Below are 21,906 nucleotides of genomic sequence, written 5' to 3'. Positions count from 1 at the left end.
CCCGAACCAGTGAGGATATTATGGCTACTGTTTCTATGCGTGACCTGCTCAAAGCAGGTGTTCACTTCGGTCACCAGACCCGTTACTGGAACCCGAAGATGGGCAAGTACATCTTTGGTGCTCGTAACAAGATTCACATCATCAACCTTGAGCATACTGTTCCGGCCCTGAATAAGGCGCTGGTGCAGATCGGCGAACTTGCTGCGGCCAAGAACAAGGTATTGTTCGTGGGCACAAAGCGCTCTGCCAGCAACATCATCCGCGAGGAAGCGACCCGCGCCGGTATGCCGTATGTGGCACACCGCTGGTTGGGTGGCATGCTGACCAACTACAAGACCATCCGCCAGTCGATCAAACGTCTTCGCGACCTGGATGCCGAAAGCAAAGACGGCACCTTCGACAAGCTGACCAAGAAAGAGCGTCTCATGCGTGAGCGCGAAATCGAGAAACTGGAACGCACCATCGGTGGTATCAAGGACATGGGCGGCTTGCCCGATGCCCTGTTCGTGATCGATGTTGATCATGAGCGCATCGCCATTCTTGAAGCCAACAAACTGGGCATTCCGGTTATCGGCGTTGTGGACAGTAACTCCAACCCCGATGGTGTGGACATTGTAATCCCGGGTAACGATGACGCCATTCGCGCTATCGAAATCTATGCAAGCTCTGTTGCTAACGCTGTTCTGGAAGCCAAGGCGGCCAACGCCACTCAGGCTGACGAATTCGTTGAAGTTGCAGACGCTGTCGTAGACACCCCTGCCGAGTAATCGGCGTACGGCTCAGGCAAGCGAACAAGGGGCCTAGGCCCCTTTTTGCTATACAGACACCTGAAATGCGACGATTGAGTCAGTCGCAGCCCGTGCAACGAATTGAAGGGACCATCGAATGCCGCAGGCATCGGTGGATGAACCGAATCCAATTGATGAACGAGGAATACACTATGGCTAACATCACTGCAGCCCTGGTAAAAGAACTGCGTGAGCGTACCGGTCTTGGCATGATGGAGTGCAAGAAGGCGCTGGTTGAATCGAACGGCGATATCGAAGCTGCCATCGATACCATGCGCAAGGAATCCGGCCTGAAAGCGGCCAAAAAGGCGGGCCGTACTGCCGCTGAAGGCATCATTGTGACGCGCCAGTCCGCTGACAACAGCCGTGCCATGCTGCTGGAAGTCAACAGCGAGACTGATTTTGTTGCCCGTGACGACAACTTCCTGGATTTTGCCAATACCGTTGCTGATAAAGCCTTCGCCGATCAACAGAGTGATGTTGCTGCCCTGATGGCGGGTGAACTGGAATCAGCACGTGAAGCGCTGGTGCAGAAAATTGGAGAGAATATCTCAGTGCGTCGCGTGGTTCTGCTGGGTGGTGAAGGCAAAACAGTCGCCACTTACGTTCACGGTGGCCGTATCGGTGTAGCCGTTGAAATGAACGGTGGTAACGAAGACCTGGGTCGCGATGTTGCCATGCATGTGGCGGCGATCAACCCGCAGTTCGTGTCTGCAAGTGAAGTGCCTCAGGATGTGCTGGACCGTGAGAAAGAAGTGGTTTCTGCCCAGGCTGAGAACTCCGGTAAGCCGGCTGAAATCATCGAGAAGATGGTTCAGGGCCGCTTGAAGAAGTTTGTTGCCGAGATCTCTCTGCTGGAACAGCCGTTTGTCAAAGACCCTGACACCAAAGTCGGGACTCTGGCCAAGAACGCCGGTGCCGAGATCCTCAGCTTCCTTCGCCTGGAAGTGGGTGAGGGCATAGAGCGCGAAGAAGTCGACTTCGCAGCCGAAGTCGCTGCCGCTGCCAAAGGCAGCTGATCAAGCGTTGCAAAGGGGCAGTTTGACTGCCCTTTTTTTTGCCTGAACGGCACGCCTGTGCTGATCTGTACTCAGTGCGGCAGGCTCGCCCGATGGCCCGTTTACGCGAATCTCGCTTGCACCGGCGACGTTCGCGTCGCACAGTAGCGGCGCGGATTGACAGTCCCCTTCAGTATTACGTTTCAGCGACCTTGTTTTGGAGATAACCATGCCTACGAAAGACCCTCACCCGCGTCACAAACGCATTCTGCTTAAGCTCAGTGGCGAAGCACTGTCCGGAGAGCAGGGCTTTGGGATTGATCCCAGGGTGCTGGATCGTATGGCGCTGGAGATCGGGCAGCTGGTCGGTATAGGTGTACAGGTGGGGCTGGTGATCGGGGGTGGCAATTTGTTTCGCGGCAAAGCGCTGAACGAGGCCGGGTTGGATCGCGTTACGGGTGATCATATGGGTATGCTGGCGACCGTGATGAACGCTCTGGCGATGCGGGACGCGCTGGAGCGCTCCAACATTCGCAGCCGGGTGATGTCAGCCATCCCCATGTCCGGGATCGTTGAGCACTATGACCGGCGCAGCGCCATTCGCTACCTGACTCAGGGTGACGTGGTTATTTTTGCAGCAGGGACCGGCAACCCTTTCTTTACCACCGATTCGGCCGCGTGCTTGCGCGGCATCGAAATCGAGGCCGATCTGGTCCTCAAGGCAACGAATGTCGACGGTGTGTATAATGATGATCCCCGAACCAATCCGGATGCGGTAAAATATGATCGTCTCACCTACGACGAGGCTCTAGAGAAACAGTTGGGTGTGATGGATTTGACCGCTGTTTGTCTGGTGCGGGACCATAAAATGCCGGTCCGGGTCTTTAATATGAACAAACCAGGGGCGTTGATATCGCTGATGGTAGGCGGTAATGAAGGAACGCTGATGGTAGAGGATATAACTGCATGATCGAAGACATTAAAAAAGAGGTTGAGGCGCACAACCGCAGAGCGATTGGTGCTCTGGATGACGGTTTCAACAAGATACGTACTGGCCGGGCCAACCCCGCCATACTCGACAGCGTCATGGTCAACTATTACGGTACGCCCACTCAATTGAAGCAAGTGGCGAACATCAACGTTGAAGACGGCCGTACCCTGGCCATTGTGCCCTGGGAAAAAAATCTGGTGCCGGAAATCGAACGTGGCATCATGAAGGCCGACCTAGGTCTTAACCCGGCGACTTCGGGTGATAAGATTCGCGTGGTCATGCCGTCGCTCACCGAAGAGTCCCGTAAGGACATGATTAAGGTGGCGCGTTCAGAAGCTGAGAAGGCGCGTGTGTCGATCCGCAGCGGTCGTCGTGATGCTAACGCCACCATCAAGGAACTGGTTAAAGAGAAAGAGTTGTCTGAAGATGAAGGCCGCGGTGCAGAAGACGATATTCAGAAGCTGACTGACGCCGCTACCGCTCAGGTTGAGGGGCATCTGGCCAGTAAGGAAAAGGAACTGATGACGGTTTAACACCGTTACAGGGCCTCGACTCAGGCAGCATGGTAGCCCCATGTTGCCTTTGTTTTTTGTAGGGACGGCGTAGCACAAACAAAAAGAGTGCCGTCGCCGCTGAAATGAACAGCCAGGTTCAGGTTGGCTGCCCGCGAGCAGACCTCCGCAGGCAAGGCTCTGAACCGTTAAAGGACACCTATGACCACAGCACACTCAGCAGGAGTCAGTTCTGTTCCTCGCCATGTGGCCATTATCATGGATGGAAACAATCGCTGGGCGAAAAAGCGATTGCTGGGCGGTATTTCAGGGCATAAAGCCGGTGCCAAAGCGGTAAGAACGGTCGTTGAGCACAGTGCCAGAGCCGGTGTTGAGGTGCTTACCTTGTATGCTTTCAGCTCCGAAAACTGGCGTCGTCCCAAAGACGAGGTTAACGCTCTGATGGAGTTGTTTCTGATGGCGCTGAACCGTGAAGTCAAAAAGCTGCATGAGAATAATTTGAAATTGCGCATCATTGGCGACAAGACCGGATTCAGCGCTGCCATCCAGGCGGCGATAGCCCGATCTGAGGCACTGACGGTTAACAACACCGGAATGACGCTGGTTATCGCGGCCAACTATGGCGGGCACTGGGACATTACACAAGCGGCCAGAAGTCTGGCTCGTGATGTGGCCTGTGGCCGGCTGTCACCGGACGAAGTGACAGAACCCGCCATGCAGGCCCGAGTCGCGCTGGGTGATTTGCCGCCTCCTGACTTGTGCATACGGACTGCTGGCGAGCAGCGAATTTCAAACTTCCTGTTGTGGCAGTTTGCCTATACCGAATTCTACTTTACTGACGAGTTTTGGCCCGATTTTAATAATGAATCATTGCAGCGAGCCTTCGCCAGTTTCGCCGGGCGCGTGCGCCGGTTTGGCCGGACCGACGAGCAATTGGAACAAAGAGTGAATTCCTGACTATGTTGATCACACGCGTGATGACCGCGCTGGTACTGGCCCCGTTGATGTTGGCCGGTATTTATTGGCTACCGGAAACCGGTTTTTCCGCCTTTATTGGCGCGATTGTCGTTCTGGGAGCCTGGGAATGGACGAATCTGGCCGGGTTTCAGCGACTGACCACGCGCCTGGGTATGGCCGCACTGACCGCCGCTGCGCTTGGCCTGTTGTGGTGGTTGCAAACCCGCACCGCCGTTACCTGGCTACAACTGACGTTGTGGTCATTGCTGTGGTGGTTGTTTGCCTTGATTCTGGTCATTCGTTACCCGGCCAGTCAACACTGGATCCACGATCGCTGGGTGCGACTGTTGATGGCTCTACCGGTTTTGTTGCCCCTGTGGCTAGGATTGAATGTGCTTAAGGGGCAGCCGAATGCCAATCTGGTGCTCACCTGGCTGATGTTGCTGGTCTGGGGTGCGGACATTGGCGCTTATTTTGCCGGTAAGACGTTTGGCAATCGCAAGCTGGCACCCTCAGTGAGCCCGGGCAAAACCTGGGCCGGTGTTTACGGTGGTATGGCAACATCCGTCGTGCTGTCGGCGGTGATGGCGCTGATTTTCCTGCCGGATCTGTCGGCACTGCAGTGGCTCTTGTTGCTGGTAATCAGTGCACTGGTGGTCGCGATATCGGTACTGGGTGATTTGTTTGAAAGCCTGCTCAAACGATTCCGGGGGATAAAGGACAGCTCCGGCCTGCTACCCGGACACGGTGGGATTCTCGACCGGATCGACAGTCTGTGCGCTGCGACCCCGATGTTTTGTGTGCTCTTGCTGGTAGTGATCCTTTAGCCATGACCCTTTCCATCAGTGAATCTTTGCCTGCTACTGACGCTCGTCAATGGGTGACCGTGTTGGGCTCAACCGGATCTGTAGGCTGTAACACACTCGATGTTATCTCCCGCCACCCCGATCGATTCGGGGTTTTCGCGCTGTCCGGACATCGCAACATCGAGTTGCTGGCGCAACAGATTGAACAGCACCGGCCCCGCTATGCTGTTGTGGCAGACAACCAGAGTCAGCGTGAGCTGGCGGCGCGATTGTCTGACAGCCATACCGAAATACTGGTTGGCACCGCCGCGCTGGAAGCCATGGCGGAGCACCCGGATGTTCAGGTGGTAATGGCCGCCATAGTTGGTTCAGCCGGTTTGTTGTCGTCGCTGGCTGCCGCTCGGGCGGGCAAACGATTGCTACTGGCCAATAAAGAGAGCCTGGTTGTGGCCGGTGATTTGCTGATGTCGGCGGTTCAGCAATCCGGTGCGCAGTTGCTGCCGATCGACAGTGAGCACAATGCCATTTTTCAGTGCATGCCCGGTGAGCATCGTCGTCAGGGTGTTGCGTCTGTCTTGCTGACGGCCTCGGGCGGTCCTTTTTTGAACTTTACGGCAGATCAATTGCAACAAGTAACGCCCGAACAGGCGGTTGCCCACCCCAACTGGTCCATGGGTCAGAAGATTTCAGTCGACTCCGCGACGCTCATGAACAAAGGCTTGGAGCTGATCGAAGCCTGCTGGCTGTTTGGCCTCCAGCCCGCCGATGTGGAAGTGGTGGTGCACCCGCAAAGTGTCATCCATTCCATGGTGCGTTATATCGATGGTTCGGTGATCGCGCAGATGGGCACTCCTGATATGCGAACGCCCATCGCGTATGGCCTCGCTTATCCGGATCGCATTGACAGTGGCAGCGCCACACTGGCGTTTACGACTGAGCTTGGTCTGAGTTTCGATCAGCCGGACCGGGCCCGGTTTCCGTGTCTGCGGTTGGCTGAAGAGGCTATCGCCGTCGGCGGAACCTGCCCGGCGGTGTTAAATGCCGCTAATGAAGTCAGCGTTGAGGCCTTCTTGCAGCGGCGATTGTCATTTCATCAAATCGCCCACATTAATGAGCAGGTGCTCAATCAACTGGTGCACGAACCAGTGCTGTCTGTTGAGCAATTGTTGGGTATTGACGCGCGCGCCCGGGTACTGGCGAAGGCTGCGATTGAGGCACGAGCATGATGGCAATTGTGACAAACGTTCTCGGTATTCTGGTGGCGCTCGGTATTCTGGTGACGGTGCACGAATACGGTCATTTCTGGGTCGCCCGACGCAATGGGATTCGGGTTTTGCGTTTTTCAGTGGGTTTTGGTCAACCGCTTTGTCGTTGGTATGACCGCCATGGTACCGAGTTTGTTATCGCCTGGATTCCGCTGGGCGGCTACGTAAAAATGCTCGATGAACGTGAAGGCCCGGTCGATGAAGCAGACCTCAACCAGGCCTTTACCCGTAAGTCGCCGGCCCAGCGCATCGCGGTTGCTTCTGCCGGTCCGATTGCCAATTTTTTGTTCGCCATTCTCGCTTTCGCGCTGTTGTACAGTATCGGGGTGCAGGGGCTCGCTCCCTGGGCGGACGCACCTCCGGCGCAAACGCCTGCGGCTGAAGCCGGCGTTCAGCGTGGTGATGTGATAGAGCAGGTCGACGGTCGTAATGTTGACGACTGGACCGACATCAACCTCGCTCTGACCCGGCGAGTAGGAGACACTGGTGTCATTGAACTGACGGTGCGCCGGGAAGGGCAGGTTCAGCGCCTGTCAGTGCCCATCAACCAATGGATGGCGCGTGACAGCGAACCCAACCCCATGGCCAGCCTTGGCTTGTATCCCAGCCGCCCTGATACACCGGCCGTGATCGGTCAGGTGGTTCCGGGCGGGGCTGCCGAAACCTCTGGTTTGCAGGCCGGTGACCGGATTGTCTCGGTCAATGGTCAAATGATCGAAAATTGGGTGGACTGGGTCGCCATTATTCAGCCCAATGGCGGCCGGTCGTTATCGGTCTTGCTCGAACGCGACCAGAGTCGGCAAACATTGACTGTCACGCCGGCAGAGCGAGATGTGGAAGGGCAAAACCAGGGCTATATCGGCGCTATTGCAGCGCCGGTTTCCTGGCCTGAAGAACAAATCATCGTCCAGCGGGAGTGGCCCTGGACGGGTGTCTGGCTCGGCCTGCAGGATACGGCAGAAATGGTCGGGCTCAGCTTTGCGATGCTTGGCAAAATGGTGACAGGTCTGGTGTCCGTAGAGCAAATTGGCGGTCCCATTTCCATGGCCCAGTTGGCGGGTGATTCGGTTGAGGGCGGCGTCGAGAGTTTTATCCGGTTTCTGGCCTTTATCAGCATCAGCCTGGGTGTCGTTAATTTGCTGCCCATTCCGATCCTGGATGGCGGCCATATTGTGATGTACGCCGTTGAATGGATGCGCGGCAAACCCTTATCAGAGCGTTTGCAGGTGATAGGGTCTCAGATTGGCCTGATGTTGATTGTCGGGTTGATGGTATTGGCATTTGTGAATGATATCGGCCGATTATAACGGTCAGTGATCGGTCGTGTGGCTTGTCCCGGCTGCTGCCCAGACAGCCCGATTGTAACCAACAGGAGTAACTATGAGATTTGTTGTCGCGGCAGCCCTTGCGCTGGTGTTCAGTGCAGGTGCCATGGCGGAGTCGTTTCGGGTCGATGCTCTGACCGTCAATGGCCTGCAGCGAGTGTCGCTGGGGTCGGTATTGCAGGCACTGCCGATTCAGGAGGGTGACCAGGTTGACTCCGACTCTGCCGACGATTGGCTGCGCGCGGTTTATGCGACCGGCTACTTCAGCGATGTGCAGGTACTGCGTGATGGGGATGCGCTGGTGTTTGCCGTGACCGAGCGCCCGGCCATCAACAGTGTCGAGTTTTCCGGCAACAAAGTCATTCCAACCGATACGCTGGAACGAGTGATGTCCGATGTGGGATTGGAAGAAGGTGAGATTTTCAATCAGTCCCTGCTCGAAGGCATTGAGCTGGAGCTGGAGCGTCAATACAGTATTCAGGGCCGGTACAATGCAACCGTGGTGCCTGAGGTAACCCCATTGTCGCTGAATCGGGTTGATGTCGAACTGGTGATCAGTGAGGGCCCGGTTGCCAAGATTAATCACATTGAGATTACCGGAAACTCGGTATTTACCGATGCAGAGTTACAAAGCTCGCTGCGGCTACGCGAGACCAGCAAACGCTATCCCTTTCAATTCATCGCACGCCGTAACCGGTTTGGACAGGCTCAACTGACCGGTGACCTGGCGCGTCTGGAAGACTATTACCTGGATCGCGGTTATCTGGATTTTCGTCTGGAGTCCCACCAGGTGTCGATATCCGACAATAAAGCGGATATCACGCTGATTCTCAATCTGTTTGAAGGTGAGCCCTATCAGGTGTCAGGGCTGTCTGTGACCGGCGACCTGGTGGATCTGGATGATGAGCTTGAAGCCCTGATTGATGTCACCGAAGGGGATGTGTACTCCCGCGTTGAAATCAGTGATCTGGCTTCGCGAATGAACGATGTACTGGGTAATCAGGGGTATGCCTTTGCTGAGGTCAACAGTGAGCTTGACCCTGATCGCGACGCACGAACGGTGGATGTCACCCTGCGTGTCAATCCGGGCAAGCCAGTCTATGTGAATCGCATTGAGATTCGTGGTAACTCGGAAACCAATGACGAAGTGATCCGCCGGGAAATGCGTCAGTTGGAGCGTGCTCTGGTGATCAACAGCAATATCCGGTTGTCGCGCCAGCGTCTCGAACGACTCGGTTACTTCAGTCGGGTCGAGATTCGAACGCAGCGCATCGAAGGGCGGGATGATCTCGTTGATTTGATTGTCACCGTTGAGGAAACCACGAATAGTCAGATCACCGGTTCCATCGGTTATTCAGACGCCGGTGGCTTTTTTACCGAAGCCAAGGTTGAGCAGAAGAACTTTCAGGGCAAGGGCTATGATTTTTCGGCTTCGGTAACAGTGAATAACGCCGAGCAAAACTATAACCTGTCGTTCGAAGACCCTTATTTTACGATTTATGGCGTCAGCCGCGGCATCGACCTGTACTACCGTCGTACCGATTTCAGTGAACAAACGTTCAGCACTTATGCGACTAACACAGCCGGTGGACGATTGCGCCTGGGTTATCCGTTGTCTGAAAACCAGCGTATCACCTACGGTATCGGTTACAGTCAGGATGAGTTGTTCCTGAGCGACAGTGCTCCTCTGGAAATGACAGAATTCCGTGACAACAACGGCAGTGACTATGAAATCATCGACACCCGGTTGACCTGGAACCTCAACAGCCTGAACGGCACCTTTAAGGCCAATCGCGGACGTCAGATAACCTTGTCAAGCGAAGTCGCCACACCGCTGGGAGATCTGACCTACTACCGTCTGACCGGCAGTGCCGAACAGTATTTCCCCATTAACGATCAATACAGCATCAGGCTTCATTCCGATGTCGGTTATGGCAGCGGCTATGGCGATGCGGATCGACTTCCGTTTTACAAACACTTCTATTCGGGTGGGGTCAGATCAGTACGCGGCTATCAGTACGGGTCTCTTGGTCCCCTGAGCACACCCGGTAATCCCCTGGATGACCCTTCTCCGATAGGGGGTAACATCAAGATCGAATACGGTGCTGAGCTGCTGGTGCCTCTGCCGTTTGTGCAAAGCCAGGATGCGTTCAGGGCATCACTCTTTGTGGACGGTGGCAACGTCTATTCCGACGAGTGCCGCACCGGCAACACCAATTGCACCAATGGCGTTGATTTGTCCGATCTGCGGTACGCCGCCGGTATCGACATTACCTGGATTACCCCCATCGCGCCGCTGAGCTTTAGCTACGCCTGGCCCCTGAACGCGCGTGATGGCGATCTTGAAAAGAACTTTGCCTTTACGATTGGTATTGGCTACTGAGCAGAACATTCCGGTTGAAATGGCGAAAGGCAGGGCCCACTACTCAGGTTTGGCCTTTCGCACTAGAATAACCGCCAGGGTGTCTGGCAGGTTTGTGCAGCATCACTCGAACTGAACAGGAGAGAGCATGAAGATTTCAGCACAACGAATAGTCCCCAGCAGAGCAATCAATACACAGCGGGCGACGTCCTGGCTAAACCGGTTGGCGCTCGCACTGGTCGCTATTGGATTGGCCGCCTCTGTACAAGCAACTGAAGTAGCGCTCCTGGACCAGAATTACGTACTGTTCAACAGTGAAGCTGCTCAGGATGCAACGGCTGAATTGAAGCGTGAGTTTGAACAGGAAGAGCAGCAAGTGCAGACGTTGGGGCAGTCGATCCAGCAATTGCAGAGCCGGGCACGAACCGACGCTGACATCATGACAGACACTGAACTCGCCGAACTTGAAGACGAGTTGCAGCAGCGGGCGCGTCAGCGTGAACAACTGGTCCGTCAGTTACAGCAAGTTCAGGGCGAGCGCCGCAATGCGTTTATTGAGCAGTACCAGCCGATGATGGCGCAGGCGATTGAGACAGCGGTCGATGGCAGTGAATTCGATGTAATTCTGGACAAGGCAGCGGTTGTCTACCATCGTAATTCCCTGGACATTACCGACGCGGTACTGGAAGAATTCAACGCGCTGTACCAGGCGCAACAATAAGCTGGCGAGTCAGACGGATGATTACTGCCCGACAATTGGCTGAGCAGCTCGATGCCGAGCTGGGTGGCAATGAACAGTTCTGGGACGAGCCGCTGGAGAGAGTATCTGCTCTCGACCAGGCTACGTCCGGGAGTCTTACTTTTCTGGCCTCCCGCCAGTTCCTGGCTGGTTTATCAGGCAGCCAGGCCACCGTGATTGTTCTGAGGCCGGATGTAGCTGATCAGGCACCGGCGACGGCTGCGCTGATCATGGTACCCGACCCCTACTTGGCCTACGCCCGTATATCTCACCGTTTCAGTCGGGAGCCCAAGCCAAACGGTCTGGTTCATGTCAGCGCTACGGTGGCCGGGGATGCCGTCGTCGCTGAGGGCGTATCGATCGGCCCCGGGGCTGTCATCGGCTCAGGCGTTCATATCGGAGCGGGCAGTGATATCGGTGCGGGGGCTGTATTGGAAGCCGGTGTGAGAGTTGGTAGTAACACCCGGATCATGGCGAATGTGACACTCTGCCACGGTGTGGTGATGGGCGATGATTGTCGGGTACAGTCAGGTACGGTCATCGGCTCGGATGGCTTCGGATTTGCGCCGGACGGAGAGCGTTGGCAGAGGATCGCGCAGGTGGGGACCGTGCGCATTGGTGATCGGGTCGACATCGGTGCCAATGTGAGTATCGACCGGGGTGCGATAAGCGACACGCGCATTGAAGACGATGTCATCATTGATAATCTGGTGCAGATCGCACACAACGTCGTCATCGGCAGGTCAACGGCTCTGGCCGGTCAGGTCGGTATCGCAGGCAGCACGACCCTGGGTGCCGGCTGTACCGTGGGCGGCCAAGCCGGTTTTGCCGGCCATATTACTGTCGCCTCCGGGTCGCATTTTACGGGTCAGGCGATGGTCACTAAAACACTTACGGACCCCGGTGTATATTCCTCCGGCTGGCCAGCTCAACCGAGTCGGGAGTGGCGCCGCACCGTTGCGCGCTTGCGTCAGTTAGAGCAGTATGAACAACGATTGAAGTCATTGGAGAAGGCGCTGGCAACGCGACCCGCCGCTCCGGAATCTGAGGACTCTGAATGAGCATTGAACTGCCACTGGATCACGAAGCCATTAAAGAATTCCTGCCGCATCGGTATCCGTTCCTGCTGGTCGACCGAGTCACGGAACTGACGCCGGGTGAAGCCATCGTGGGGTTCAAGAATGTAACGGGGAACGAAGAGCTGTTTAACGGGCATTTTCCCGGGCAGTCTATTTTCCCAGGCGTGCTGATGTGCGAAGCCATGGCTCAGGTATCGGCGATTCTTGGGTTTGCAACGTCCGGGAATCGCCCGGATGAGGGCTATTTGTATCTATTTGCCGGCCTCGACAACGTCAAATTCAAGAAACAGGTTGTGCCCGGAGACCGCCTCGATTTGTTCAGTACATTGGTTTCGGAGCGTCGTGGGATTTTCAAATTCAATTGCCGGGCGGAAGTGGACGGGAAGCTGGCGGCCACGGCCGACATTGTCTGTGCAGAACGGAAGTCAACGTCGTGATTCATCCTACTGCACTGGTCGATCAAACGGCCCGAATTGCGGATGGCGCTGTTATCGGCCCGTATACCATCATCGGCCCGGATGTCGAGATTGGGGAAGGGTGCTGGATAGGTCCGCATGTCGTCATTAACGGGCCGACGACCATTGGGCGGCATAACAAAATTTTTCAGTTTGCCAGCGTTGGCGAAGCTTGCCAGGACTTGAAATACAAGGGTGAGCCCACGCGGCTGGTCATCGGTGATCACAACACCATTCGAGAAAGCGCGACCTTGCATCGGGGTACCATCCAGGACAACGGAGAAACCCGGGTAGGCAGCCATTGCCTGCTGATGGCCTATTCACATGTCGCCCACGATGTAGTGCTGGGGGATCGGGTGATTCTGGCCAACTCCGCCCAACTGGCAGGCCACGTGAAAGTGGGTGATTACGCCATTGTCGGGGGGCAGTCCGGCATACATCAGTACGTATCGATCGGCGAGCATACGTTTATTGGTGCTGGCTCCACGGTACTGAAAGACGTACCGGCCTATGTCACCGTTCAGGGCTACCCGGCGGCACCTCATGGGATGAATACCGAAGGATTGCGTCGACGGGGTTTCTCCGCTGAAGCCATCAAAGCGTTACGAAACGCCTACAAAACCGTATACCGGGAAAGTAAGACTGCCAAGGCTGCACTGGCTGAATTGGCACCGGTTGCCGAGCAGTTTCCGGAAGTGGCGGTATTCGTACGCAGCATCGAATCGGCCAGTCGGGGTATTGTGCGCTGATGTCCCGACGGTTGCGTGTAGCCGTGCTGGCCGGTGAAGCCAGTGGCGACATTCTCGGTGCGGGTCTGATGCGTGCATTGCGCGCGCGCTACCCCGATGTCGAATTTGGTGGTATCGGCGGCGAACGCATGGTTGCACAGGGCCTGGACAGTCGAGTTTCGATGGAGCGGTTGTCGGTTATGGGGCTGACTGAAGTATTGGGTCGGTTACGTGAATTGTTCCGCATTCGGGCCGCCTACCGGGACTGGTGCATACACTGGCAGCCCGATGTGTTCGTCGGCATAGATGCCCCGGACTTTAACCTGGGTCTCGAGCGTCAGTTGCGCGATGCGGGCATCAAAACCGTACATTATGTCTCGCCTTCCGTCTGGGCCTGGCGCCAGGGTCGGATTAAAAAGATACGTCGAAGTGTCGATCACATGCTGACGCTTCTGCCTTTCGAAGCGGATTTCTACCGACAACACCAGGTACCAGTCACCTTTGTCGGCCATACCCTGGCTGATCAGTTGCCAATGGAGCCGGATCGGTCGGCCGCAAGGGACCGTTTGGGTGTACCGCAGCAGGGCCTTTGCCTGGCGATATTGCCCGGTAGCCGGGGCAGTGAGGTCGGGCGACTAGCGCCACTGTTTTTGCAAGCGGCAACACTGGCTCAGGAAACGCTCGGCCCCCTCAATGTCCTCATTCCCGCTGCCAATGAGTTTCGCCGTGAGCAAATTGAAGCCGCGGTGCGCCAACATGGCAATGGGTTGCATATTCAGCTTTATGCCGGTCAGTCGACTGATGTCATGGTTGCCAGTGATGGCGTTCTACTCGCTTCCGGCACAGCCGCGCTGGAGGCTATGTTGCTGAAACGGCCCATGGTAGTGTCCTATCGACTCACGGCACTGACCTTCCGCATTATGCGGGCCATGGCGACCACTCGCTGGGTTTCCTTGCCTAATATTCTAACGCAGAGTGACTGGGTGCCAGAGCGACTTCAGGATGACGCAACGCCTGGGCGCCTGGCAACAGATCTGATCAGGGTGCTGACCGATTCCAATTACCGCGATCAGTTTGAACAGCGCTCTCGGTTCCTCCATCGTCAGTTGGCAAGGGGTGCTGACGAACAGGCTGCGCAGGCCGTTCTGGCGGTAGCCGGAGTCACCGCCGAATGACTCAGCAAGGCCTAGCGTTTCAAAAGGCCGGAGACCTGGTCGCCGGTGTCGATGAAGTTGGACGAGGCCCACTGGCGGGCGATGTAGTCGCAGCGGCGGTTATTTTGGACCCCAGGCAGCCGATTGAAGGGCTAACAGATTCCAAAGCGCTCTCGGCAAAACGTCGTGAACAGCTCAGTGACCTTATCAAGGCTCGGGCCCTGAGCTGGTGTGTTGCTCGCGCCAGTGTCGCTGAAATTGACGAATTGAACATTTTGCAGGCAAGCCTGCTGGCCATGCGCCGTGCGGTGGCGGGCCTGTCGGTAGTGCCCGGTTTCTGCCAGGTTGATGGCAATAAGTTGCCTGAAGGCCTGCCTTGCCCGGCCGAGGCCATTGTTAAAGGGGATGGCCTGATCGCTGCCATTGGTGCGGCGTCCATACTGGCTAAGGTTCAGCGCGATGCCGAGATGGTTGCTCTCGACCAGCGCTACCCACAGTACGGTTTCGCCCGCCACAAAGGCTACCCGACTCCGGTGCACCTGGCGGCGTTGCAGGTTCACGGCGTCATTGCCGAGCATCGGCGCAGTTATGCGCCGGTTAAAGCCATTCTGGCGGAAGCCAGGTAACGCATCATTCAAGTTTGGAGACGATGGCCCGCGTCGGATACCGGCAGTGCCTCGGCGGGGTCGGTCGGAATGCCGCTCACTCAATCGGTCGAGGGTGGTACCTCTGGCCCGCCACCCCGGGCGAGCTGTACCCATGCTAAAACGCTCCTGGCGTTTTAGTCCCTGCTGCGGACTCCCCCGCAGAGGCACCACGGGCATCCACCGCTCGCTCTGCACTGACCCTTATACTTGAATCGTTAATTGTCTGAACCAGTACCTGCCAACCGGCCGCTTCAAGTAGTACCATGGGTATCGGTCAAGAAGGAGAAAGCCCCGCGTGTCCGCTCAATTTGTACATCTCAGAGTTCATACCGAATATTCCCTGGTCGATGGCCTGATCCGTCCCAAGGCCCTGGTGCAGGCGGCGCTCAAGCAAAGCATGCCAGCCGTGGCGATCACGGATATCACCAACTTTTTCGGTTTGATCAAGTTTTACAACGCCGCCCTGGGTGCTGGCATCAAGCCCTTGCTGGGGGCTGACTTGTGGCTAGAGAATCCGGCGGATCCAGCAACCCCCTTCCGAATGACCGTGTTGTCACAAAACGCACAGGGTTACCGTCATCTGACTGAACTGATTTCCGACGCTTATCAGACGCACCAGGTACACGACCGCGCGGTCATAAAACCGGAATGGCTTGCACAAAAGAACGCAGGTCTGATTCTGCTCAGTGGCGGTCGCTTCGGAGACGTCGGTGAAGCATTGAGTCGTGGCAAAGCGGACGTTGCCGGCGAGCTTGCCCGGCACTGGCAGTCGATATTTGGTGATCGCTATTACCTGGAGTTGCAACGTACCGGGCGAGATCAGGATGAAGTCATTGTTCAGGGTGGTTTATTGCTGGCGCGCGAGCTCGACATTGCGGTGGTGGCCACCAACGATGTCATGTTTCTGACTCAGGACGACTTTGACGCCCATGAAGCCCGGGTCTGCATCAACGATGGCGTGACGGTAGACGACCCCAGGCGCCCACGCCGTTATTCCGACCAGCAGTATCTGAAAAGCGCTGACGAGATGGCACAGCTGTTCTCTGATGTGCCCGAAGCCATCGATAACAGCCTGCTGATTGCCGAGCGTTGTTCAACCACGGTGAAACTGGGTGAGTACTTCCTGCCGGATTACCCCATCCCAGATGGCATGACCATGGATGAGTACTTCCGCCAACTGAGCTTTGAAGGGTTGGAGCGACGACTGGCCGTCAGCCTGAAAAAAGACGATCCAGAGTATGCCAGCAAGCATGCCGAGTACGTGACACGGCTCGAATTCGAACTGAACATCATCATTCAGATGGGGTTTCCCGGCTACTTTCTGATCGTGATGGACTTTATTCGCTGGGCCAAGGAGCACGACATACCCGTGGGGCCAGGGCGGGGGTCCGGTGCCGGTTCACTGGTTGCCTATTCGCTGGATATCACCGATCTGGACCCGCTGGAATACGATCTGCTGTTCGAACGTTTCCTGAATCCGGAACGGGTCTCCATGCCTGACTTCGACGTCGACTTTTGCATGGAAAAGCGCGACCGCGTTATCCAGTATGTGGCCGATCAGTATGGCCGACAGGCAGTGTCCCAGATCGTCACTTTCGGCACCCTGGCCGCCAAGGCGGTGGTGCGCGATGTGGCACGGGTGCAGGGCAAGGCCTATGGCCTGGCTGACCGTATTTCCAAGATGATCCCCGCTGATCCGGGCATGACGCTGACCAAAGCGATTGAGGACGTTGCCGAACTCAAGGAATTCCTGGCCGATGACGAAGAAGGCATGGAAATCTGGGAAATGGCGCTCAAACTGGAGGGCATTACCCGCCAGACCGGCAAGCATGCCGGGGGCGTGGTCATCGCGCCGACCAAGCTGACTGACTTTTCTCCCTTGCTGTGCGAAGAAGACGGGAGTGGCCTGGTTACTCAGTACGATAAAAACGACGTGGAATCCGCAGGTCTGGTCAAATTCGACTTTCTCGGGTTACGGACCCTGACCATCATTGACTGGGCGTTAAAGATCATCAACCCCAGGCTGGCCGCCAAAGGCCAGTCTGCCATTGATATTGCGCACATTCCGCTCGACGACGAACCCTCCTTTCAGCTGTTGCAGAAAGCCCAGACCACGGCGGTGTTCCAGCTCGAATCACGGGGCATGAAAGACCTGATCAAGCGTTTGAAGCCAGATTGCCTGGAAGACATGATCGCCCTGGTCGCCTTGTTTCGGCCCGGGCCGCTGCAATCGGGCATGGTTGATAACTTCATCAACCGCAAACACGAACGCGAGGAAATGGCCTACCCGGATCCACAGTACCAGCATGAGTGGCTCAAACCGATACTGGCGCCCACTTACGGGATCATTCTGTATCAGGAACAGGTGATGCAGATCGCCCAGGAGCTTGCGGGCTATACACTGGGCGGTGCTGACCTGCTACGCCGGGCCATGGGCAAGAAAAACCTGGAAGAGATGGCCAAGCAGCGTGAGGTCTTCGCCGCTGGTGCGGCCTCCAAAGGGGTTGATGCCGACCTGGCCACCAAAATCTTTGACCTGGTGGAGAAGTTCGCCGGCTACGGTTTCAACAAGTCACACTCGGCCGCCTATGCCCTGGTGTCCTATCAGACCCTATGGCTCAAGGCGCATTATCCCGCCGCGTTTATGGCGGCAACCATGTCCTCCGAGCTGGATAACACGGACAAGGTGGTCATTTTTATAGAGGACTGCCGGCAACTGGGTATTGATGTCCTGCCACCGGATGTAAATGCCGGTGACTATATGTTCACGGTGAATCAAACCGACCAGATCATTTACGGCCTGGGTGCGATCAAAGGCGTCGGCGAAGGGCCTGTAGAGGCCATTGTCGCAGCTCGATCCAGCGGCGGACCTTTTACCGACCTCTTCGATTTCTGTGAACGGGTCGACAGCCGCAAAGTCAACAAACGCTGTATTGAAGCGCTGATAAAGGCGGGTGCCCTGGACCAGCTTGCGCCGCACCGGGCTATGTTGCTGGCGGCTATGGACGATGCGGCGCGCACGGCCGAGCAGTCGGCCAGTAACCAGGCCGCAGGCATGATCGATCTGTTCAACGACATGCAGGTGGAAAGCCAGAAAGCGCCTTATGCGCCTTATGAGCAGGTCATGCAGCATTCACTGAAAGAGCGGCTGATCGGCGAAAAAGAAACGCTGGGTCTGTATCTGACCGGGCACCCGATTGATGAATACGAATCGGAAGTTAACAAAATCGCCTCAATGCGTCTCGGCGAACTGGACATGCCTCCGGAGGAACTGCGGCGCCTGCGCAAGCAGACCAAAACCCTGGCTGGTCTGGTGTTGGGTGTTCGTACCCGACAGACACAGCGCGGCGATACCATGGCCATCGTCTCACTTGATGACCGTACCGGACGCATTGAGATGACGCTATTCGGAGACGATTACCAGCGTTTCAAACCTTTGCTGGAGCCGGATCAGGTGATTTTTGTGGAAGCTGAGATTGGCTGGGACGACTACGCCGAGCGGGCCCGGATCCGGGCGCAGAATATTTACACCCTGGCGCAGGCCCGCCAGGAACTGATTCGTAGCATTGAGTTTCGGGTAACCGAAGCCCAGGCGCAGGACTTCCTTCAGCGGCTGAACGACCTGGTGCGCAGCGACCTGGAGGAGGGTCAGGGCACACCGGTCTGGATCAGCTATGAATCAAGGGTGGCCAAGGGACAGGTGCGGCTGGACCCGGCACACCGGATTCCGCTGGAGGATGAGGTGTTGCACCGCATTCGACAGACATTTGATGATGCGGCCTACCGCTTTCGTTATCAGGATTGATCCTGCACAGAGGCAGGTTAGGGGCGACAATCGGCACTCCATCTGTAGATTGTTTCCGTTTGTTCAAAGCTCAATAAGGTTTGATGCGCTTGCTCAATGGCAGTCTGCCCATTAGGCTGATTGCAACAACGAATTGAACCGCCCGGGGTGTGCGGCGGTCCTGATCGGCGATGTCAACCTGATTCAACAGTTGACGCCGACGCCCAGCCTGCTTTACTTGGCGGTTGGCGGACACGCAGTACACCATTTAAGGGCACACTAGGGAAAAGGCATGAATCCAGATTATTTGGAATTTGAACAACCCATTGCAGACCTGATTGCCAAAATCGAAGAATTGCGGCTGGTTGGTAACCGCAATGATCTTAATATCTCAGCGGAAATCGAAAAGCTGAATGCTCAGTCGGTCAAATTGACCGAACAAATTTTTTCCAACCTGAGCTCCTGGCAGGTTTCCCAGTTGGCTCGCCATCCAAAACGGCCCTATACGCTCGATTACATCAACCATGTCTTTACTGACTGGGATGAACTGCACGGTGACCGTCACTATGGCGACGATGCTGCCATCGTCTCAGGCGTTGCCCGGCTGAACGAAGAACCGGTGCTCATCGTTGGCCACCAGAAAGGCCGCGATGTGAAAGAAAAGGTGCGTCGTAATTTTGGTATGCCCAAGCCCGAAGGCTATCGCAAGGCATTGCGACTGATGCAAATGGCAGAGCGTTTCAAGATGCCGGTGCTGACCTTCATTGATACACCCGGTGCTTACCCGGGCATTGGTGCGGAAGAGCGTGGGCAAAGTGAGGCGATTGCCTACAATTTGTTGAAATTGTCATCGCTGAAAACCCCGATTATCTCGACCGTTATTGGTGAAGGTGGCTCCGGTGGCGCGCTCGCCATTGGCGTCTGCGATCATTTGAACATGCTGCAATACAGCACCTATTCGGTGATTTCGCCTGAGGGTTGTGCGTCTATCCTCTGGAAAACCGCCGAGCGAGCATCAGATGCAGCTGAGGCCATGGGCATTACCGCGCCGAAGTTGCGCGAGTTGGGCCTGGTCGATACCGTCATCAAGGAACCGCTGGGGGGGGCACACCGCAACCCTGAAGCCATGGCGGCTGACTTGCGCCACGCCCTGATTGGTCAACTCGATAAACTGCGCGGTGTTGCGGTCGACGACTTGCTGGAAAGCCGCTACCAGCGATTGATGTCGTTCGGGCTTGAAACAGCCTGACTCGAAAGCTGGCGGTTAAACGACTATTCTGAAGCGACGTCTGGCGACGTCGTTTTTGCTTTGGTCTGCTACTGGCGGCAGTCCGTAAAATGAAACCGGCTCCGGTCGCCAAAGCCCGGATGACAGATCGAAGCATGGCAGAAACTGATGACGGCGGCTTATTCCTTTGCGTTTCGACAGTACGACCCCCTGGTCTCAGGCGACATTGCTCTGTTGCTGAACCGCTATTTGGAGGGTGAGCGTGCACTGGAAGGCGCACCCGCCTACTTGTTCGATGTGGTGCTGCTCGATGGCACCCTGATTGGTCAGATTGACCTGCGTGTCGGTGACACGCCTGCCCTGGTGACCTACGCGGGCCAGATTGGCTACGGCATCGACCGCCCGTACCGCGGACATCATTATGCGGCCAAAGCCTGTGAGTTGCTTCGAACCGTGGCGCTCGATCATGGCATGCAAGCACTCTGGATCACCTGTAACCCCGACAACATTGCTTCCGTGCGTACCTGCGAACGTATTGGCGCCCGGTTTGTGGAGCGCGTGTCAGTTCCCCGCGGTACCGAGCTCTGGCGCCGTGGTGATCGTGAGAAATTGCGCTATCGCTGGGGTCTGTCAGACCGGATCGAGGCATGACCGAGCCAGATTACCCCGCCGCCCGGTGTTTTGACGCCTGGCTGGCCGAGTCAACCAGGCGGCCAGTCTTTGTCGGTTACAGTGGCGGCCTGGACTCCCATCTTCTGTTGCACGAACTTTGCCTTCGGCTTCCTCCGGGGGATGTTGTCGCTCTGCACGTCAATCATGGCCTTAGCCCCCACGCAGAAGCCTGGCAAACGCATTGTGAACAGCAATGCCAGCAACTTGGCTGTGGTTTCGAGGCGTTTTCGGTGGCGGTTACGACCCGCGGCGAAGGTCTTGAGGCGGCGGCCCGAAAGGAGCGATATCGGGTTTTGCTTGACCGTGTCCCCCGGGGCTACAGCGTATGGCTCGGACATCATCTTGATGACCAGCTAGAGACCCTGATGCTGAGACTGCTGCGTGGCAGTGGCTTGACCGGGCTGTCGGCTATGGCCGATCGCGTTGACCGGCAGCAGCGGCAACTGTTGAGGCCCCTGTTGACAACGTCTCGTCAAAGCATTGAGCGCCGGGCTGATCAATTGGGGCTGCATTGGATTAACGACGACAGCAATACCGACCTTCGCTTTGATCGCAATTTTTTACGTCTGCAGGTATTGCCGCTCATAGCCACTCGCTGGCCCCAGTATCGTCAAACCCTGGCGCGCTCGCTCGGCCACCTTGATCAGGCCGCCCGACAGCAACACAGCCAACTTGACGCTCAGCTTGAGCATCGTCTGGCTCACGATGGGGCCCTGAAGGCCGTGCAACTGGACGACTGGTCCACGGAGCAGGTTCAGGCGCTGATTCATCGCTGGCTTTATCGGCAAAATGTCAGATCACCCAGCGCAGCCGTGTTGCAGCGCATTGTCAGCGAAGTGGTCAATGCTCGCGTTGATGCCCAACCAGAAGTTGCCTTTGCCAACGGTTCAGTAAGACGCTTCCGAACCGCCCTTTACTGGGTGCCCAATGTCGGTGAACCGACCGCCCCGCCCGATGTTGTGAGTGACCAATGGCAACACTGGGCAGGCGTCGGCTGGTTGCACCTGCGGCAAAGCAGCGAAGGCCCTGGTCGAATTCGCGGCGAACCCGCCGACTGGCACTGGCGCCTGCGTGAAGGAGGGGAGTCGCTTTGGCCCGCCGGGCGCTCGGCGCGGCGGGATTTGAAACGGCTGCTGCAGGAATACCGGTTGCCCTCCTGGCAGCGTGACCGGGTACCGCTGGTTTTCGCGGGTGATGAACTGGTGGCGGTTGCGAACCTGACTGTGGATGCCGCCTGGCAAGCGAAGCCAGGTGAGCCAGGGTGGTTGCTGGACTGGCAGGCATCACCTCCGGATGGTGTACAAGACCTGCAATCGCAAAGCGATAACAGCGATTAATGATTGAGGCAGAAGGGCTTTTTTGCTAATCTGGCGTCCCATCTTAAGTCGCACAAATTCCCACACCTGCAACACGTCT

At 56.6% G+C, this 21,906-nt stretch carries 19 protein-coding genes; all 19 read left to right on the top strand.

The annotated features are described in order from the left end of the window. Nucleotides 1-20 precede the first annotated feature (20 nt). The 19 genes from rpsB (at nt 21) to tilS (ending at nt 21,827) form a co-directional block, all read left to right on the top strand. Complete coding sequence (rpsB, locus tag G565_RS0106305) at nt 21-767, top strand: 30S ribosomal protein S2 (RefSeq protein WP_028670173.1); 747 nt, start codon at nt 21-23, stop codon at nt 765-767. Between the two features lie 173 nt (nt 768-940). Continuing rightward, nucleotides 941-1,807 (top strand): translation elongation factor Ts, encoded by an 867-nt coding sequence (gene tsf / locus G565_RS0106300; protein WP_028670172.1) that lies wholly within the window; start codon nt 941-943, stop codon nt 1,805-1,807. A gap of 208 nt (nt 1,808-2,015) precedes the next feature. After that, on the top strand, nt 2,016-2,756 hold the full coding sequence (gene pyrH, locus G565_RS23210; RefSeq protein WP_037337935.1) for a UMP kinase: 741 nt from the start codon (nt 2,016-2,018) through the stop codon (nt 2,754-2,756). Then, nucleotides 2,753-3,310 carry a ribosome recycling factor gene (gene frr, locus G565_RS0106285; protein ID WP_028670170.1) on the top strand — a complete coding sequence of 186 codons (558 nt, stop codon included), beginning with the start codon at nt 2,753-2,755 and terminating at the stop codon, nt 3,308-3,310. Before pyrH ends, frr begins: the two co-directional genes overlap by 4 nt. A 180-nt stretch (nt 3,311-3,490) precedes the next feature. Further along, complete coding sequence (gene uppS, locus G565_RS0106280) at nt 3,491-4,246, top strand: polyprenyl diphosphate synthase (protein ID WP_028670169.1); 756 nt, start codon at nt 3,491-3,493, stop codon at nt 4,244-4,246. 2 nt (nt 4,247-4,248) lie between these two features. After that, nucleotides 4,249-5,073 carry a phosphatidate cytidylyltransferase gene (locus G565_RS0106275; protein ID WP_028670168.1) on the top strand — a complete coding sequence of 275 codons (825 nt, stop codon included), beginning with the start codon at nt 4,249-4,251 and terminating at the stop codon, nt 5,071-5,073. A 2-nt stretch (nt 5,074-5,075) separates the two neighbouring features. Next, a complete protein-coding gene (ispC, locus tag G565_RS0106270) occupies nt 5,076-6,278 on the top strand; it encodes a 1-deoxy-D-xylulose-5-phosphate reductoisomerase (protein WP_051207462.1) in 1,203 nt (400 codons plus the stop codon). Then, the gene (rseP, locus tag G565_RS0106265) at nt 6,278-7,624 is read left to right on the top strand and encodes an RIP metalloprotease RseP (RefSeq protein WP_028670166.1); all 1,347 of its coding nucleotides are present in this window, start codon (nt 6,278-6,280) and stop codon (nt 7,622-7,624) included. The genes ispC and rseP overlap by 1 nt, the downstream gene beginning before the upstream one ends. Nucleotides 7,625-7,697: 73 nt before the next feature. Beyond that, nucleotides 7,698-10,025 carry an outer membrane protein assembly factor BamA gene (bamA, locus tag G565_RS0106260; protein WP_028670165.1) on the top strand — a complete coding sequence of 776 codons (2,328 nt, stop codon included), beginning with the start codon at nt 7,698-7,700 and terminating at the stop codon, nt 10,023-10,025. 127 nt (nt 10,026-10,152) lie between these two features. Next, nucleotides 10,153-10,725: an OmpH/Skp family outer membrane protein gene (locus G565_RS23205; RefSeq protein ID WP_037337933.1), complete on the top strand. Its 573-nt coding sequence runs from the start codon at nt 10,153-10,155 to the stop codon at nt 10,723-10,725. Nucleotides 10,726-10,742: 17 nt separating this feature from the next. Next, complete coding sequence (lpxD, locus tag G565_RS0106250) at nt 10,743-11,804, top strand: UDP-3-O-(3-hydroxymyristoyl)glucosamine N-acyltransferase (RefSeq protein ID WP_037337929.1); 1,062 nt, start codon at nt 10,743-10,745, stop codon at nt 11,802-11,804. Continuing rightward, nucleotides 11,801-12,259, top strand: a complete 459-nt coding sequence (gene fabZ, locus G565_RS0106245; protein ID WP_037337926.1) for a 3-hydroxyacyl-ACP dehydratase FabZ — start codon at nt 11,801-11,803, stop codon at nt 12,257-12,259. Before lpxD ends, fabZ begins: the two co-directional genes overlap by 4 nt. Next, nucleotides 12,256-13,026, top strand: coding sequence for an acyl-ACP--UDP-N-acetylglucosamine O-acyltransferase (gene lpxA / locus G565_RS0106240; RefSeq protein ID WP_028670162.1), 771 nt, complete (start codon nt 12,256-12,258; stop codon nt 13,024-13,026). The genes fabZ and lpxA overlap by 4 nt, the downstream gene beginning before the upstream one ends. Beyond that, nucleotides 13,026-14,180, top strand: coding sequence for a lipid-A-disaccharide synthase (gene lpxB, locus G565_RS0106235; RefSeq protein WP_028670161.1), 1,155 nt, complete (start codon nt 13,026-13,028; stop codon nt 14,178-14,180). The genes lpxA and lpxB overlap by 1 nt, the downstream gene beginning before the upstream one ends. Beyond that, complete coding sequence (gene rnhB / locus G565_RS0106230; protein WP_084649250.1) at nt 14,177-14,785, top strand: ribonuclease HII; 609 nt, start codon at nt 14,177-14,179, stop codon at nt 14,783-14,785. The genes lpxB and rnhB overlap by 4 nt, the downstream gene beginning before the upstream one ends. 316 nt (nt 14,786-15,101) lie before the next feature. Then, nucleotides 15,102-18,611 carry a DNA polymerase III subunit alpha gene (gene dnaE / locus G565_RS0106225; protein ID WP_028670159.1) on the top strand — a complete coding sequence of 1,170 codons (3,510 nt, stop codon included), beginning with the start codon at nt 15,102-15,104 and terminating at the stop codon, nt 18,609-18,611. 271 nt (nt 18,612-18,882) lie between these two features. Further along, the gene (gene accA / locus G565_RS0106215) at nt 18,883-19,839 is read left to right on the top strand and encodes an acetyl-CoA carboxylase carboxyl transferase subunit alpha (protein ID WP_028670158.1); all 957 of its coding nucleotides are present in this window, start codon (nt 18,883-18,885) and stop codon (nt 19,837-19,839) included. A 147-nt stretch (nt 19,840-19,986) separates the two neighbouring features. Further along, nucleotides 19,987-20,469, top strand: a complete 483-nt coding sequence (locus G565_RS0106210) for a GNAT family N-acetyltransferase (RefSeq protein ID WP_051207460.1) — start codon at nt 19,987-19,989, stop codon at nt 20,467-20,469. After that, nucleotides 20,466-21,827, top strand: a complete 1,362-nt coding sequence (gene tilS / locus G565_RS23200; protein ID WP_051207458.1) for a tRNA lysidine(34) synthetase TilS — start codon at nt 20,466-20,468, stop codon at nt 21,825-21,827. Before G565_RS0106210 ends, tilS begins: the two co-directional genes overlap by 4 nt. Nucleotides 21,828-21,906 lie beyond the last annotated feature (79 nt).

The sequence above is a fragment of the Saccharospirillum impatiens DSM 12546 genome (assembly GCF_000423605.1).
In the GTDB taxonomy this organism is placed as follows: domain Bacteria; phylum Pseudomonadota; class Gammaproteobacteria; order Pseudomonadales; family Natronospirillaceae; genus Saccharospirillum; species Saccharospirillum impatiens.
Note: the sequence above shows the minus strand (reverse complement) of the source record. Positions and strands in the feature narration are given on the sequence as shown.